This window comes from Mesorhizobium sp. B2-5-11 (assembly GCF_006440835.1).
Taxonomy (GTDB): domain Bacteria; phylum Pseudomonadota; class Alphaproteobacteria; order Rhizobiales; family Rhizobiaceae; genus Mesorhizobium.
The window spans coordinates 546,494-561,767 of record NZ_VFUK01000003.1 but is presented as its reverse complement, the minus strand read 5'-3'; the positions used below and the strand labels follow the sequence as shown (position 1 = coordinate 561,767).

Below are 15,274 nucleotides of genomic sequence, written 5' to 3'. Positions count from 1 at the left end.
AACATTGTTCCCGTCCCGTCCGGTCCCCACCGGTCCTGCTCTGGTCCCACTCAGGAACCGGATATTCCTATTTCTGGTCCCGCGCAGGAACCTGATATTCCTCGGCCGTGGTTCCACGCGTCACGATGACCGTCTTGAATTTCGGCTTCTCCGGCTCCTTTGCCACGGCGTCGAACAGCGAGCCGGCTGCGGCCTGCGCCTTGCCCGCCACCGATCCGCCAAAGGAGGAGATGGTGGTGACACCGTCCTTGCCCTCGCCGCCCTCGCTGGCGGAGCGAAGCGACAGCGACAGCGTGCCGACAGTGCGGGCCAGCGCCACTTTCTGCGCGCCTTCGGTGGTCACCTCGATGGTTATGGAATTGGCCACCTGCGGCGTCGTTTGGCGCTCGTCGGCGCCCTGCCCGACGCTCAGCACCTTCGCGTCGGCAACGACGATCTCTGAGGTGATGGTCGAACCGGCGGCGCCTTGCGCATTCTTGGCCACTTCCTGGATTTCGCCGGCATCGCGCGTCAGCACGACATCGACCCGGTCGCCCGGCGTGACGAAGCCGCCGACGCCCGCGATCTCGTCGGTGCGGATGGTGACGGCCCGCATGCCGGGCGTCAGCATGTTGGAGAGCGTGGCGCGGCCATTCGGGCCGGACAGCTTTGTAAGCAGCACCGGTTCGTTGACCTCGATCGGCGACAGCACCACGCGGTTGCCGTCCCCGAGCAGTCCATCGATGGTGGCGAAGGCGCCCTGCGGCAGCGAATCCTGCGGCCACGGAATTTCGCTGAGTTTCGCGCGGTCGAGATCCATGCCGTACCGCAACGGTGCATTCGCCACCACGATGGTCTTGAATTCGACCGTCGGCGCGGCGGGCGCCGCGATCGACGCGGTTTTCTCCTCGGCGTCGGCCCTGGCCTGGCGCTTGACCCAGAAATCCGCGGCAAAGATCGAGATTGCGCCGAAAACGGCGGCGATGCCGATCATCGTTATGGCCTTGCCCCTCACGCCCAAACCCCTGGTGCCCGTAGTTTCTTGTTATGTTGGCTCACGCTAGGCGGCATTGTTAAAGAATCAGGAATCTTCTCGCTGGCTATCCGCCTGATTTCCGCCGGCTTGGTTATCGAATGGTTTTAGGATAAGAGGGGGTTAATCCCCGAACGTAACAGGAACCTCCGTCGCTTGGCGCTGAAAAGCGTGGCAGTATCGGCGGGTGATTCGCAGCTTGGGCTCTATGGCAGGCATGGACGACAACAACGATCTTTTCGGCAATCTGGAGAAGCAGCCGCAACCGGTTCGCACACCGGCGCGTCCGGCCGATCCGCTGGTGCAGGCGGCAGCCAAGCGTCCGGCGGCGGCGTCTCGTGACGGCTCAGAGGGCTACAGCGCCGCCGATATCGAGGTACTCGAAGGCCTGGAGCCCGTGCGGCGCCGTCCGGGCATGTATATTGGCGGCACCGACGACAAGGCCATGCACCATCTGTTCGCCGAGGTTATCGACAACTCGATGGACGAGGCGGTTGCCGGCCATGCCACATTCATCGATGTCGAGCTTTCGGCTGACGGCTTTCTCACCGTCACCGACAATGGCCGCGGCATTCCCGTCGATCCGCATCCGAAGTTCAAGAAGCCAGCGCTCGAAGTGATCATGACGACACTGCATTCGGGCGGCAAGTTCGATAGCAAGGTCTATGAAACCTCGGGCGGCCTGCACGGCGTCGGCGTCTCCGTGGTCAACGCACTGTCGGATCATCTCGAAGTCGAAGTCGCGCGCGGACGGCAACTTTACCGGCAGCGCTTCTCGCGCGGCATCCCGGTCAGCGGCCTCGAGCACCTTGGCGAAGTTCACAACCGGCGCGGCACCAGGACCCGCTTCCATCCCGACGAGCAGATTTTCGGCAAGGGTGCCGCGTTCGAGCCAGCGCGGCTCTACCGCATGACACGCTCGAAGGCCTATCTGTTCGGCGGCGTCGAAATCCGATGGACCTGCGATCCTTCGCTGATCAAGGAAAAGGACACCACTCCGGCCAAGGCCGAATTCCATTTTCCCGGCGGCCTCAAGGACTATCTGAAAGCGTCGCTCGGCGACGAATTCCAGGTAACGCGCGAAATCTTCGCCGGCAAGAGCGACAGGCAAGGCGGCCATGGCTCGCTGGAATGGGCGGTGACCTGGTTCGGCGGCGACGGCTTCATCAACTCCTACTGCAACACCATCCCGACCGGCGAAGGCGGCACCCACGAGGCCGGCTTCCGCAACGTCTTGACGCGCGGCCTGCGCGCCTATGCCGACCTCGTCGGCAACAAGCGCGCCTCGATCGTCACTTCGGAAGACGTCATGATCTCGGCGGCGGGCATGCTGTCGGTGTTCATCCGCGAGCCTGAATTCGTCGGCCAGACCAAGGACAGGCTGGCGACGATCGAGGCGATCCGCATCGTCGAGACCGCGATCCGCGACCCGTTCGACCATTGGCTGGCCGACAATCCGCAGGAAGCGTCGAAGCTGCTCGAATGGGTTATCGCACGCGCCGACGAGCGGGTACGACGCCGCCAGGAAAAGGAAGTGTCGCGCAAGAGTGCGGTGCGCAAGCTGCGCCTGCCGGGCAAGCTTGCCGATTGCACGCAGAATGCGGCCGCCGGCGCCGAACTCTTCATCGTCGAAGGCGATTCGGCCGGCGGCTCGGCCAAGCAGGCCCGTGACCGCGCCAGCCAGGCGGTGCTGCCGCTGCGCGGCAAGATTCTCAACGTCGCGAGCGCCGGCAACGACAAGCTGGCCGCCAACCAGCAGATTTCCGATCTGATCCAGGCGCTCGGTTGCGGCACGCGGTCGAAGTATCGCGACGAGGATCTTCGCTACGACCGCGTCATCATCATGACCGACGCCGACGTCGACGGCGCTCACATCGCCTCGCTGCTGATCACCTTCTTCTACCAGGAGATGCCGAACCTGGTTCGCGGCGGACATCTCTATTTGGCGGTGCCGCCGCTCTACTCGATCCGGCAGGGCGGCAAGGTCGCCTATGCGCGTGACGACGCGCACAAGGACGAATTGCTGCGCACCGAGTTCACCGGGCGCGGCAAGGTCGAGATCGGTCGCTTCAAGGGCCTGGGCGAAATGATGGCCGCGCAGCTCAAGGAGACAACCATGGATCCGAGGAAGCGTACGCTGCTCCGCGTCGATGTGATCGATGCCGAGGCCGCCACCAAGGACGCGGTCGATGCGCTGATGGGCACCAAGCCGGAGGCTCGTTTCCGGTTCATCCAGGAACGCGCCGAATTCGCGGAAACGGAAGTGCTGGATATCTGAGCGCAGGCCGGTCGATTAAGGCTTGCGGAGACGCGCGTGTGAGCTGGCAACGGCTGAAAAACTATTTCGAAGCGGGTCTTGCCGGGCTGACACAGCCGACCCGGTCGGACTGGATCTTCGCCTTGCGCACGGTCTCGGCCGGCCTGATCGCGCTTATGGCCGCCTACGCCCTCAAGCTCGATCACCCGCAATGGGCGATGATGACGGTGTTCATCGTTGCCCAGCCGGTCGCCGGCATGGTGTTGGCGAAAGGCTTTTATCGGTTGCTCGGCACGCTGGCGGGCGGTGTTGCCGCAATTGCCATCACCACTGTCTTCGGCACGAATCCCTGGGTGCTGGTGACGGTGCTTGCCCTATGGATCGGCCTCTGCACCTTCGTCTCGTCGCTGCTGCGTAACCCGGAAGCCTACGGGGCGGCGCTGGCCGGCTATACCGCGATGATCATCGGCTTGCCGGCGTTTGGCCAGCCGCATCTCGTCGTCGACCTCGCGGTCGCGCGCTGTGCCGAGATCGTACTCGGCATTGTCTGCGCCGGCCTGACCAGTCGTCTGATCCTGCCCAAATTAGCCAGCGAGGCCATCATCTCGCGGCTTAAGCGCAGCATTCTCGACCTTGCCACCTATGCCGGCGGCGCCTTTTCCGGCGGCGACACGGCAATGCTTTCCGGCCTGCACCGGAAGCTGGTCGCCGACACCCAGACGCTCGCCGAGATGCGCGCCTACGCCAGGCTGGAGGCCCCGAGCTTCGCGCCGCGCGCCCATCCGGTCCGGCGCACCATCGGACAACTGCTTTCAGCGCTGTCCGCGGCCCGCGCGCTGCATTCACACGCCGCACCGAAGAACGCGGCGCTCATTCCGGTGCGCTCGGAGTTGCAAGCCCTCGTCACTGAAATGGCGGCGACGCCGGGCGCGCTCGACGACACGGCGCCCTGGCTGGCACGGCTCGACGCGATCGGCGCCAAAGCGACGCAGATGCCCGACGCCTTGGCCGACCAGGACGGCGACAGAGTCGGCACCGTCACCCGGCTCACCATCGCCGCCGATTTCGCCGAAGCGCTGAAGCAGACGCTGCGCGGTCTCGATGCCTTGCGTGCGCCCGTCACGCGGCCTTCACGCGAACGCAGCCCCCCGGCGCTGGTTGTACATCGCGACTATCACGGGGCGAGCCGCAACGCGGTCCGCGCGGCACTTGCAACGCTGCTGGTCGCCGCTTTCTGGCTGACGACGAGATGGTCGGAAGCCGCCGGCACGGTCATTCTGGTTGCCGTCGTGTCGAGCTTGTTTGCCGCCCGCCCCGATCCGGTGCGGGTAGCCTGGGGGTTCTTCCAGGGAACGCTGTTGGCTCTGCCCTTTGCCTTTCTCGTCGGCCAGATCGCGCTTCCCGTTTTTCCTGGTTTCGGCTGGTTCATGCTGTTCGTCGTACCGATCCTGGTGCCGGCGGCGCTCGCCATGGCCAATCCCCGCTATGTCGGCGTGGCGACGGCCTTCGCCATCAATTTTCTTGCTTTCCTCAGCCCGCACCAGGCGATGACCTACGACCCGGGCCCGTTCTTCGCCGGCTCGGCCTCGATCCTGGTCGGCATCCTTTTGGCAATCGGCGTCTTCATCATCGTGCTGCCCGCCGACCCATGGCTCGCGGCGCACCGCATCGTGCGGGCCATGCGCGAGGATCTGGCGCGGCTTTGCCTGCACGAGCGCGTGCCGAGGCGTTCGGCCTTCGAGAGCCTCGCCTATGACCGCATCAACCAATTGATGCCGCTGGTGCAGACCAGCGGCAGGAAGGGTGAAGCGGTTCTGGGCGGCAGTGTCGCCGCCGTCACCGTCGGTCTGGAGATTCTGCGGCTGCGTGGCGCACAGCAGGCGCACGCCGTTCCGGCCGAGACGACGCTTTCGATCGCCAACTTCCTGCGTGGACTGGCACGCGAACTGCTCTTCCGCGCCCCGGGCGATCCGCAGACATCCACCATTGCCGTCGCCCGGCAGTATGCCGCCGGCATCGCCCAGCGAAACGCCACTGGTGAAATGCTCCAGATCGCGGCGTCACTACGGATTATCGCGGCGGCGATGGAGGATTTTCCGGATTTTTTTGCCAGGGATAAAGGCTAAGTTAAGCGGCTGCGATCGCCAGCGCATGGCCGCGCGCATTTTCACGCAACGCAGCGAGATGGATCGACTTGATCAGCGCGGCGAGATCGCCTTCCGCGGACTGTCCGCCCAATTCCTTCAGCATCAGCCAGCTGACTTCCTGCACGCCGGCGACGCGCTTGCCGTTGGCGACCTCTCGCCAGATTTTCAGCGCGCGCAAGATGACCGCGTGCGTGGCGGCAGCCAGGCCGGCACTGCGGAACAGCGCCTGCAAGGCCACGTCGTGTCCGCCGGCCAGCAGCGCCCTCACTCTTTGGGCGGACTGCTGGCTGAGCGCGACCAGCGCCGAGCCGAAGAAGTCGACCTTGCCATGCGCGATGGTGCGAATGAGGAAGCTCGCGGTGAGATCGCCGCGTAGCCTGAGATGCTCGATCAGTGCTGCATGTTCTTCCTGGCGCGTGCCCTCGATCAGCGTCACGCAGGCCTTGACGCAGGCGTCGCGCATGACGCGGTCGGCCCGGGCGGCTCCCATCAAGGCCATGACCAGCGGCGAGGTCTTGAGCATCTCACCGAGCTTGACGAGCAGCATATGCCGGCAGTCGGCAGGCAGGCGTGCATCCGATATAAGCGCCTCGCGCACCAGCGGCAGATGGCCGTGGCGCTCGGCCATGCGGCGGAAACTCAACGAAGCGATATCGGCGCCGCTGTTGGCCAAAAGCACGGCGCAGGCCTCCGCCTCGCCGATCTCTGCGATAGCCGCCGACAGCGCCATCGAGACCAATGGCCGATCGGCGATCAGTTTTTGCGTCGCCTTCGGACCTGAAGCCACGCGATTGATCAGGTCTGCGTCGGTAAGCAGTGGCGATCGCGTCAGCACGACGCCGGCGACTTCCGGCTGGTCGGAAGCAAGCGCGCTGATGATCTGGGGCGGTGCGTGATGGCTCATGGACAGCGCCTCGGCCATCGCCAGCCGTACCTTCGACGATGCGTCGTCGAGCAGCAAGGTCAGCGCCGCCTCGGCGGCGCAGCGATCCTCGAACGGCAATTCCGCGTCGACATAGGCGCGGGCGAGCGCGCTTGCCGCCGCGGCGCGCTCCGACACCCTGGCCGTGTAGATCCATTTCAGGAAATGCGAGACAACAACCATACCGCCTGCTTACGCCCCTTGCCGGAAGGTTTCCGACCCCGTGCCGGACGTTAGGCCGAATTGGTTTATGAAGCGTTCACCATGTTCGTTAACTGGCTTGCGAGCGCTGGATGCAGCGCCTATCAACCGTCCAGCAGCGGAGGAGAATGAAATGGCTGGGCTTTATCTCGAGGAGTTCGTCGTCGGCCATGTCTTCCAGCACACGCTGCGCAAGACTGTCACCGAAAGCGACAACATGCTGTTCTCGGTGATGACGCTGAACCCGCAGCCGCTGCATATCGACTTCGATTTCGCCGCCAGGAGCGAATGGGGCAAGCCGCTGGTCAACTCGCTGTTCACGCTCGGCCTGATGATCGGCATTTCGGTTAACGACATCACCGTCGGTACGACGGTCGCCAATCTCGGCATGAAGGAAACGGTGTTTCCGCATCCGGTCTTCCATGGCGACACCATCCGCGTCGAGACCACTGTCGTCTCGGTGCGCGAATCCAGGTCGAAGCCCGATCGCGGCATCGTCGAGTTCGAACATCGGGCCTATAACCAGAACGGCGACCTCGTCGCCAAATGCACGAGACAGGCCATGATGCTGAAGAAGGTAGCCTGATGCGTTCGCTGCTGTTCGTTCCCGGCGATTCCGAGAGGAAGCTGGAGAAGGGCTTTGGCGCCGGCGCAGACGTGGTCATTGTCGACCTCGAGGATTCGGTGGCGCCCCAAAACAAGGCATCGGCGCGAATGACCGCGGCGCGCTTCATCGTCAACCACCGGGCGCAAACACGATCGGCGATCTACGTCAGGGTCAACGACCTGTCGACCGGACTGACGGACGACGACCTTGCGGCGCTCATTCCGGCAACGCCCGACGGCGTCATACTGCCCAAATCGGCTGGCGGCCAGGATGTCCAGCACCTCTCGGCAAAGCTCAGGCTGCGCGAAGCGGAGAACGGCTTGGCCGACGGCGCGACAAAAATCCTGCCGATCATTACCGAAACACCGGCGGCCGTGCTGGCGGCGGCGAGCTACGCCGGGGCAAGCGCGCGACTTGCCGGGCTGACCTGGGGCGCGGAAGACCTGTCGGCGGCGATCGGAGCGCGCACCACCCGCGACCAACATGGCCGTTACACCGAAATATTCCGCTTCGCTCGCGCCATGACCATTCTCGCCGCCGGCGCGGCGGAAGTCGCGGCGATCGACACCGTCTTCCCGAATTTCCGCGATATGGCGGCCTTCGAGGCCGAATGCAGGGAGGCCGAACGTGACGGCTTCACCGGCAAGATGGCGATCCACCCTGATCAGGTGCCGGTCATAAACGCCGCCTTCACGCCCTCGGTGGAAGCGGTGCAACAGTCGGCGGCAATTGTCGCGGCATTCCAGGCGGCGGGAAATCCCGGCGTCGTCGGCATCGACGGCAAGATGTATGACCGGCCGCATCTGCGGCTGGCCGAGCGGCTTCTGGCACGCGCCCGGGCAGCCGGAATCTCCGCCTGACCGCTACCAGACCAACGGGATCAGGCGGTAGCGGACATGGGCCGCATAGTCGTCATAGCCGCGCAGGCCGGTGCGAAGCGTTTTTTCCTCGATGAATGTGCGGATGGCCAAGAGAACGATGAACACGACGACCAGTGCCAGCCCCCACCAGGAGCCGAGCAGGAGAGCCGTGCCGGCTAAGAAGAGGATGGCGCCGGCATACATGGGATGGCGCACATAGCTATAGGGACCCGTTGTGATCACTTGCTGTCCGCGCTCCGCCTGGATCTTCACGACGGGCGCCGCGAAGCTATTCTCCAGCATCGTCAGATAGCTGATCCATAGTCCGACCAGCAGAACCAGCGCACCGATCGCCTGTACCCAGACCGGAACGACGGACCAGCCGAAGCGGTAGTCGAAACCCATGAAGGCCAGCCAGGCAAATATGCCGAGCAGGAGTATGCTCAACAGAACCTTGTCGGCCGCGGTCTGGTCCTTCTGGATGGGAGAGCTCAGCCGTTCGTTCATCAGCCCGGGATCGCGCCGGGCCAGCGTCACGCCAAGGGTCAGGCTCAGCCCGGTCATCACCGCCAGATATACCCAGGCTCCCGGCCAGGTCAGCGTACCCGCTGTCAGGAAAAGCAGCGCGCCCATTGCGCCGAACCACACGAACGTCTGGAGGATCAATCTCGAGACCATGATCAACCTTCCATGATATTTGCCGTCGGCATTTACCAGCAACAGACTACCGCCGACCCTCAGCGGACTATCGCCCATCCCGCGCCTGGACGAAACGGTCCTGGTGTGCAGAAGGTTTCGTCATGCCGCGTCATCAAGCTCAGGGCGCGTCGTGATGACGGCTCGCCGTCAGGAAAGCACAGTGACTGGGCCCCCTTGCGGGCTAATCCTTGCCCCAATGCGGCCGGCGCATCGAAAACACTTCGTTGACGCTGGCATAATCCATGTAGCCGAGGCGAGCGACATTGCCGGCCTTGCTGATATCGAACAGGCCGTCTTTCAGGTAGGCATCGTCAATATGCACGCCGATCACTTCGCCGGCCACGACGACGGCGCTGGTCGGCGTTCCGTCCAGGGCCTTTGGCCGGAACACTTCGGTCACCTTGCATTCGAGTGCGGCGGGTGCGGCCGCCACGCGCGGCGGCGCGACAAGACGCGACGGCGCCATGGCGAGATCGGCATAAACGAACTCGTTGACGCCGCGCGGCGCGTCGACCGACGTCCGGTTCATCTTCTCGGCGAGATCGCGGCCGACCAGATTGGCGACGAACTCGCTGGTCTCCTGGGCGAAGGAGGCGCTGTCCTTCTCGCCCTCGGAGGAAAACCAGACGATGAAGGGCCTTGTCGAAACGGCATTGAAGAAGGAATAGGGCGCGAGGTTGATCTCGCCGGCCCCGTTCAGGGTCGAGATCCAGCCGATCGGGCGCGGCGCCACGATCGCCTTCGACGGATCGTGCGGCAGTCCGTGCCCCTTTGACGGCTCGTAGAACACTTAGCCCGCCCAGGGCCCGGCATAGTCCGCATAAAGCTTTGCCGGATCGGGGCGCGGCCGCTCCGGCGCCGGGCCGCCATAGGAGCCGATATGGACGAAGCCGATTACGCGCTCTTGCGGCGCCAGCCCCAAGATCGCCCTGCCCTCCGGCACGTCCGAATACCAGTTGCTGATCATGTTGGTGCCATAGCCCAGTGCGTTGGCGGCAATCATCAGGTTCATCGCCGCCATGCCGCCGGACAGGAACATCTCCCATTGCGGGATTTTTGGATTTTCCTTCGGCACCGACACGACGCCGATCACCAGCGGCGCGCGCGAGAAGCGCGCCAGCTCCTGGTTGCGGCGGCCATCCGGTAAAGGTCCCTCCCGCTGTTCGGCAAGGGCCGCCAGCTTCCTGCCGATCTCGATGCGGGCATCGCCGCGATAAAGAATGAAGCGCCAGGGCTCGAGCCGGCCATGATCGGGCACGCGCGTGGCGGCGGCGATCATCGTGGCGATCTCGGCGTCGCCGGGCGCGGGCTCCTTCAACTCCGGTATCGGCGCTGAATTGCGGGTCAGCAGGAAGTCGATGATCGGGGACGCCATGGGCGCAAGTCTCCTAAGTTCGATTTTGAGCTGAAGCGCGCCATGGGAATGCGGGGCGGCTCGGGCATCGACGCGGGCGCGCCAGGCTGGAGAGTCGTATCGGTCGGACTCTTAAGCCTTGAAATTGCCACCGCCATGGGCTTCAACGCAAGGCATGTTTGAGGGGACTTTGCGTCTTTTCCTGATCTGGGTCTGCACCCTGCTGCTCATGGCGCCGGTTTCCTTTGCCGTGGCGCAGAATGTGGATGGCGTCAGCGACCTGAAGCTTCCCGGAATTTCGAGCTACGCGACGCCGAAAGGCGAGACATCGCTGGCGCTTGGTGGCGGCGGCGCCATCACCTTGTCCGCGCAATTGACCGACAAGGGAGGCGATATCACTCGCGGTATCGTCTGGCGCGTCTTCAAGCCGGAGGCCGTCAACGGCAAATTGCCGATGGTGGCTTCCGCCCATGGCGGCACGGCGGTCTTCCAGCTCGAACCCGGCAGCTATCTGGTTCACGCTTCCTACGGCCGGGCCGGTGCCACCAAGCGCATCACCGTCGGCAAGGACGCCAAGCGCGAGAGCCTCGTGCTCGATGCCGGCGGCCTGAAGCTCGATGCCGTCCTTTCGGGAGGGGCGCGCATCCCGCCAAAGAAGCTGCGCTTCTCGATCTATGAGGGCAATGCCGAACCCAATGGCGATCGCGCGCTGATCATTCCCGACGTCGAGCCCAACAGCGTCGTGCGTCTCAATGCCGGCATCTACCACGTGGTCTCGACCTATGGCGCGGTCAATGCCGTCATCCGCTCCGACATTCGCGTCGAGGCCGGCAAGCTGACCGAAGCCACCGTCGAGCATCACGCCGCCGAGATTACCTTGAAGCTGGTGCGTGAAGCGGGCGGTGAAGCGATCGCCGACACATCATGGTCGCTGCTCAACGAATCCGGCGATCCGATCAAGGAAACCGTCGGCGCCTTCGCCTCCATGGTTCTGGCCGAAGGCGATTACACCATCATCGCCAAGAACCGCGACCGGATCTACCAGAAGGATTTCACTGTCGTGGCCGGACAGAACCAGGAAATCGAGGTTCTCGCGACGGAAGCCGCCGCGATGGATCCGGAAGAAGGCGCGGATTAGTCAATTCCGGAAAGCCTCGGGCCGCTTTCCTTCGGATCTCCACGAAATGGACCTACGCCGCCAGCTTGGCCCGTGCCGGCAGGAATGGAATCCGCCGGCAAGGCACCGGCGGCGCCAGATCGAAGACGCCTTTATAGAGGCGCTCGAGCAGCGCCTTGCGGTCGCGCACGGGCTCCAGTTCATTCCAGTTCAGCACATCGCCGACACGCACGTCGATCGACTTGCCGGAAAGCCGGGCGAACTCGTGGATAAGCAACGAAATGCGCAGCGTCAGCGATGCCTTGCCGACGAACTTCGCCATGCGCCCGTCGCGCTCGGCCATGTTCATGGGGCCGCTGACCAGATGGAACAGCCTGCCGTTCTGGCCGGAGAAATGCATCGGCACTACGGAAGCCTTGGCATCCTGCACGAGACGGGCCGGAAACATCTTCCATGGCAGATCGCGTGCCTGGCCAAAACCTTTCGGCGCGGTGGCGACGCCGCCGGCCGGAAACACCACGATGGTGACACGTTCTTTCAAGAGCCGCACAGCCTCGTGACGCACCGCCATGTTGTTCTTCAGAGCGTCCTTGGTCTCGGAAAAGTCGATCGGCAGCGAGTAGGGCTCCATCTCGCTGATCTTGAGCAGATCCTTGTGGATCATGACCCGGAACGGCCGCCCAAGCTGCTCGGCCAGCGACAGCGCGGCAATGCCGTCGCCGATGCCGAAGGGATGATTGGCGACGATCACCAGCGGCGTGTCGGGCAGGTTCTTCGGGGGCCATTGGTCGGGGGTTCGCACCCGCACGTCGATCAATTCGAGCATGCGACTGAACACGCGCTCGCCGGTCGGGACCACCTGGCGGCGCCAAAAATCATAAAGCGCTGCAAACCGATCGCGTCCGGACAGGCCTTCGATGGAATGGATGACCCACCGCGTCAGGACCGGCTGTCGTGGATTGGCATAGGAAAGCTCGGGAAACGGTTTTTCGCGCATTTTCAGCTTGAGCATGAGGGCTTGTTACAAGACTGCCGTGACAAGGATGTGAAAACGGCGGGATGTGAGAACGGCGGGGTATAAAAACGGCGGTGGACTGCTCCACCGCCATTTCGGCTTCAAATACTGTCTGATCAGGCGGCGCGTTGGCGCCGGCGATCGGGCGTGATCGCTTCTTCGGTCAGCTGCGCGACCGCTTGGGCGAGACCCAGCGACTCCTGGTCGCGCGATCCGAGCCGGCGCATGTTGACCGTCTGCTCTTCCGCCTCGCGCTTGCCGCAGACGAGGATGACCGGAACCTTGGCTAGGCTGTGCTCGCGGACCTTATAGTTGATCTTCTCGTTGCGCAGATCCGCCTCGGCGGACAATCCCGCGGCTTTCAGCTTCGCCACCACTTCGTTCGCATAGCCGTCGGCGTCCGAAGTGATCGTCGCCACCACAGCCTGCAGCGGCGCGAACCACAGCGGGAAATGGCCGGAATAGTTCTCGATCAGGATGCCGAGGAAGCGCTCCATCGAGCCGCAGATGGCACGGTGCACCATGACAGGCTGTTTCTTCTCGGAATCCGAGCCGATGTAGAAGGCACCGAAACGCTCCGGCAGGTTGAAGTCGACCTGCGTGGTGCCGCATTGCCATTCGCGGCCGATGGCATCCTTCAGCACATATTCGAACTTCGGCCCGTAGAAGGCGCCCTCGCCAGGATTGATCGAGGTCTTGATGCGGTTGCCCGATCGCGTCCTGATCGTCTCCAGCACGCCGCTCATGATCGCTTCGGCGTGATCCCAGGCTTCGTCGGTGCCGACGCGCTTGTCCGGCCGGGTCGACAGCTTCACGCTGATTTCGTCGAAGCCGAAATCAGCGTAGGTCGACAGAATCAGATCGTTGATACGCAGGCACTCCGACGCCAGTTGCTCCTCGGTGCAGAAAATATGCGCGTCATCCTGCGTGAAACCGCGCACGCGCATCAGCCCGTGCAACGCGCCCGACGGCTCGTAGCGATGCACATTGCCGAATTCCGCAAGCTTCACGGGCAGGTCGCGATAGGATTTCAACCCGTGCTTGAATATCTGCACATGGCCAGGACAGTTCATCGGCTTCAGCGCGAACACGCGGTCGTCATCGGTGTCGTCGCCGGCAACCGTGACCTTGAACATGGCGTCGCGGTACCAGCCCCAATGGCCCGACGTCTCCCACAGGCTCTTGTCGAGCACCTGCGGTGCGTTGACCTCCTGGTAGCCCTGCTCGTCGAGGCGGCGGCGCATGTAGTTGACCAGGTTCTGGAACATCTTCCAGCCCTTGGCATGCCAGAAGACGACACCGGGCCCCTCTTCCTGGAAATGGAACAAATCCATCTCGCGGCCGAGCTTCCTGTGGTCGCGCTTTTCGGCTTCCTCCAGCATTGTCTGGTAGGCGTCGAGCTGCGCCTGATCAGCCCACGCCGTGCCGTAGATGCGCGTCAGCATCGGGTTGTTCGAATCTCCGCGCCAATAGGCGCCCGCCACCTTCATCAGCTTGAAGGCATTGCCGATCTGCCCGGTCGAGGCCATGTGCGGACCGCGGCAAAGGTCGAACCAGTCGCCTTGCGCGTAGATCTTGAGATCCTGATCGTCAGGAATGGCGTCGATCAGTTCCAGCTTGTAGCGCTCGCCCTTGTCGGCAAAGACCTTTTTGGCCTTGTCGCGCGACCAGACTTCCTTCGTGAACGGCTTGTTGCGCGCAATGATCTCGCGCATCTTCTTCTCGATCACCGGGAAGTCGTCCGGAGTGAACGGCTCGTTGCGGGCGAAGTCGTAGTAGAATCCGTTCTCGATCACCGGCCCGATGGTCACCTGCGTTCCCGGCCATATCTCCTGCACGGCTTCCGCCAGCACGTGTGCTGCGTCATGCCGGATGAGTTCCAGCGCGCGCGGATCGTCGCGGGTGATGATCTCGATCTTGCCGGACTTGCCGAGCGGATCGGAGAGATCGCGCACGGTACCGTCGATGGCATAGGCCACGGCCTTCTTGGCCAGCGACTTGGAGATCGATTCGGCAAGGCCTGCACCGGTCATCGCCGCATCGTAGTCGCGCACGGAGCCATCGGGAAATGTCAGGGAAACGGCATTCAGCATCAGGTATTCTCCTATCCAGTCCCGCAAACGAGCGCGGGTGGTGAATGCAGGTCGTCAGCCGTTCGAGGCTGCGGCCTGCCAGATAGCCGGAGGCGTCCGGCGGCGGCAGTCTTTTATGGGCAGATGCCGCCGCCGTAAAGCCTCGGCTATTTAATCAGCATTGGCAGGTCCTTCAGGAAGGCCGCGCGCGTCGCGAGCCCCTTCGGCATGTCGCTCCGCTTCGTATCGACGACGAGCCGGGCAAACACGATCTGGCGGCCGTCTTTCTGCGCCCAGCCGACGAACCAGCCGAGTGAACGCCTGTCCTTGCCGCCCTCGCCGACCCTGGTGCTGCCCGTCTTGCCCTGGACGGTCCAGTCGCCGGCCTTGAAGCTGGGCATGACGGCTTTCGTCATGTCGTGAGCCTTGGCCGAGACCGGCATCTTGCCGGCGAGGAGCTTACGCAGGAAGTCTATCTGTTCGACCGGCGTGATCTTGAGCGAGGAGTTCACCCACGAGTGGGTCAGGCCGTCATTCTTGCCGGGATCGCCGGAAACGTCCGCATTGCCATAGCCGAACTTCGAGACGTAGCCGGCAAAGCTCTCCGGTCCAAGCCGGCGGGTGATCTCGCGCGAATACCACAGCACCGAGTCCCGCTCCCAGATCGTCGGATCGACGGTCTTGTGGTCCCGCTTGACCGCCTTGAATTCAGGCTTGTAGCCCCAGCTCGGCGTGTGTTCGTCGCTGAGTATGCCGGCATCGTAACCGATCAGCGACAGCGGCACCTTGAACGTCGAGGCCGGGCTGAACCGCTGATCGCAGACGCCGTTCTGGTAAAGCGTCTTGCCGCTCTGTGCATCGGCGATCAACGTGCACTGCACATCCCCGAGCGGCGCCGATTGCGCGCGCATCGGAAATCCCAGAAGCCAGGCAAGCAGGAACAGGACTCCGGCAAGGATGAAGGGAAGACGGTCGACATTGCGCATTGGATGCTCGCTCCAGAGGGGGTTC

At 63.7% G+C, this 15,274-nt stretch carries 13 protein-coding genes; 5 read left to right on the top strand and 8 right to left on the bottom strand.

Annotated features, from left to right (window positions below; genetic code table 11):
- Nucleotides 1-67: 67 nt before the first annotated feature.
- Nucleotides 68-994 carry a Flp pilus assembly protein CpaB gene (cpaB, locus tag FJ490_RS13660; RefSeq protein ID WP_246672739.1) on the bottom strand — a complete coding sequence of 309 codons (927 nt, stop codon included), beginning with the start codon at nt 992-994 and terminating at the stop codon, nt 68-70.
- A gap of 235 nt (nt 995-1,229) precedes the next feature.
- Between cpaB and parE the strand changes: the two genes are divergently transcribed.
- The gene (gene parE / locus FJ490_RS13655; RefSeq protein WP_140495843.1) at nt 1,230-3,290 is read left to right on the top strand and encodes a DNA topoisomerase IV subunit B; all 2,061 of its coding nucleotides are present in this window, start codon (nt 1,230-1,232) and stop codon (nt 3,288-3,290) included.
- Nucleotides 3,291-3,328: 38 nt separating this feature from the next.
- Complete coding sequence (locus FJ490_RS13650; RefSeq protein WP_140729500.1) at nt 3,329-5,395, top strand: FUSC family protein; 2,067 nt, start codon at nt 3,329-3,331, stop codon at nt 5,393-5,395.
- 1 nt (nt 5,396) lies between these two features.
- On the opposite strand, the gene FJ490_RS13645 is transcribed toward FJ490_RS13650, so the two are convergent.
- On the bottom strand, nt 5,397-6,521 hold the full coding sequence (locus FJ490_RS13645) for a DUF2336 domain-containing protein (protein ID WP_140517041.1): 1,125 nt from the start codon (nt 6,519-6,521) through the stop codon (nt 5,397-5,399).
- Nucleotides 6,522-6,672: 151 nt separating this feature from the next.
- On the opposite strand from FJ490_RS13645, the gene FJ490_RS13640 reads away from it, so the two are divergent.
- Complete coding sequence (locus FJ490_RS13640) at nt 6,673-7,125, top strand: MaoC family dehydratase (RefSeq protein WP_140495838.1); 453 nt, start codon at nt 6,673-6,675, stop codon at nt 7,123-7,125.
- Nucleotides 7,125-8,006: a CoA ester lyase gene (locus FJ490_RS13635; RefSeq protein WP_140729501.1), complete on the top strand. Its 882-nt coding sequence runs from the start codon at nt 7,125-7,127 to the stop codon at nt 8,004-8,006. The genes FJ490_RS13640 and FJ490_RS13635 overlap by 1 nt, the downstream gene beginning before the upstream one ends.
- 3 nt (nt 8,007-8,009) lie before the next feature.
- Here the strand turns inward: FJ490_RS13635 and FJ490_RS13630 are convergent, their stop codons facing one another.
- From FJ490_RS13630 to FJ490_RS13620, 3 genes are all read right to left on the bottom strand, one after another.
- Nucleotides 8,010-8,684 carry an isoprenylcysteine carboxylmethyltransferase family protein gene (locus FJ490_RS13630; protein ID WP_140729502.1) on the bottom strand — a complete coding sequence of 225 codons (675 nt, stop codon included), beginning with the start codon at nt 8,682-8,684 and terminating at the stop codon, nt 8,010-8,012.
- 202 nt (nt 8,685-8,886) lie between these two features.
- Nucleotides 8,887-9,495, bottom strand: coding sequence for a flavin reductase family protein (locus FJ490_RS13625; protein WP_140729503.1), 609 nt, complete (start codon nt 9,493-9,495; stop codon nt 8,887-8,889).
- Entirely contained in the window at nt 9,496-10,080 is a 585-nt protein-coding gene (locus FJ490_RS13620) for a nitroreductase (protein ID WP_140520997.1), read from the bottom strand. It abuts the gene before it with no gap.
- Between the two features lie 154 nt (nt 10,081-10,234).
- Between FJ490_RS13620 and FJ490_RS13615 the strand changes: the two genes are divergently transcribed.
- Nucleotides 10,235-11,197 (top strand): hypothetical protein, encoded by a 963-nt coding sequence (locus FJ490_RS13615; RefSeq protein WP_140495833.1) that lies wholly within the window; start codon nt 10,235-10,237, stop codon nt 11,195-11,197.
- 52 nt (nt 11,198-11,249) lie between these two features.
- Here the strand turns inward: FJ490_RS13615 and FJ490_RS13610 are convergent, their stop codons facing one another.
- From FJ490_RS13610 to blaOXA, 3 genes are all read right to left on the bottom strand, one after another.
- On the bottom strand, nt 11,250-12,188 hold the full coding sequence (locus FJ490_RS13610; RefSeq protein WP_140685935.1) for a GNAT family N-acetyltransferase: 939 nt from the start codon (nt 12,186-12,188) through the stop codon (nt 11,250-11,252).
- A gap of 119 nt (nt 12,189-12,307) precedes the next feature.
- Complete coding sequence (gene thrS / locus FJ490_RS13605) at nt 12,308-14,284, bottom strand: threonine--tRNA ligase (RefSeq protein ID WP_140729504.1); 1,977 nt, start codon at nt 14,282-14,284, stop codon at nt 12,308-12,310.
- Nucleotides 14,285-14,430: 146 nt separating this feature from the next.
- Nucleotides 14,431-15,249, bottom strand: a complete 819-nt coding sequence (blaOXA, locus tag FJ490_RS13600) for a class D beta-lactamase (RefSeq protein ID WP_140564055.1) — start codon at nt 15,247-15,249, stop codon at nt 14,431-14,433.
- Nucleotides 15,250-15,274: the final 25 nt, after the last annotated feature.

What these genes read in the sequence shown, in the direction of transcription:
- FJ490_RS13615 (WP_140495833.1), top strand. Translation starts at nt 10,235, where the DNA reads ATGTTTGAGGGGACTTTGCGTCTTTTCCTGATCTGGGTCTGCACCCTG.
- FJ490_RS13645 (WP_140517041.1), bottom strand. Translation starts at nt 6,521, where the DNA reads ATGGTTGTTGTCTCGCATTTCCTGAAATGGATCTACACGGCCAGGGTG.
- parE (WP_140495843.1), top strand. Translation starts at nt 1,230, where the DNA reads ATGGACGACAACAACGATCTTTTCGGCAATCTGGAGAAGCAGCCGCAA.
- thrS (WP_140729504.1), bottom strand. Translation starts at nt 14,284, where the DNA reads ATGCTGAATGCCGTTTCCCTGACATTTCCCGATGGCTCCGTGCGCGAC.
- FJ490_RS13610 (WP_140685935.1), bottom strand. Translation starts at nt 12,188, where the DNA reads ATGCTCAAGCTGAAAATGCGCGAAAAACCGTTTCCCGAGCTTTCCTAT.
- FJ490_RS13640 (WP_140495838.1), top strand. Translation starts at nt 6,673, where the DNA reads ATGGCTGGGCTTTATCTCGAGGAGTTCGTCGTCGGCCATGTCTTCCAG.
- FJ490_RS13620 (WP_140520997.1), bottom strand. Translation starts at nt 10,080, where the DNA reads ATGGCGTCCCCGATCATCGACTTCCTGCTGACCCGCAATTCAGCGCCG.
- FJ490_RS13630 (WP_140729502.1), bottom strand. Translation starts at nt 8,684, where the DNA reads ATGGTCTCGAGATTGATCCTCCAGACGTTCGTGTGGTTCGGCGCAATG.
- FJ490_RS13635 (WP_140729501.1), top strand. Translation starts at nt 7,125, where the DNA reads ATGCGTTCGCTGCTGTTCGTTCCCGGCGATTCCGAGAGGAAGCTGGAG.
- blaOXA (WP_140564055.1), bottom strand. Translation starts at nt 15,249, where the DNA reads ATGCGCAATGTCGACCGTCTTCCCTTCATCCTTGCCGGAGTCCTGTTC.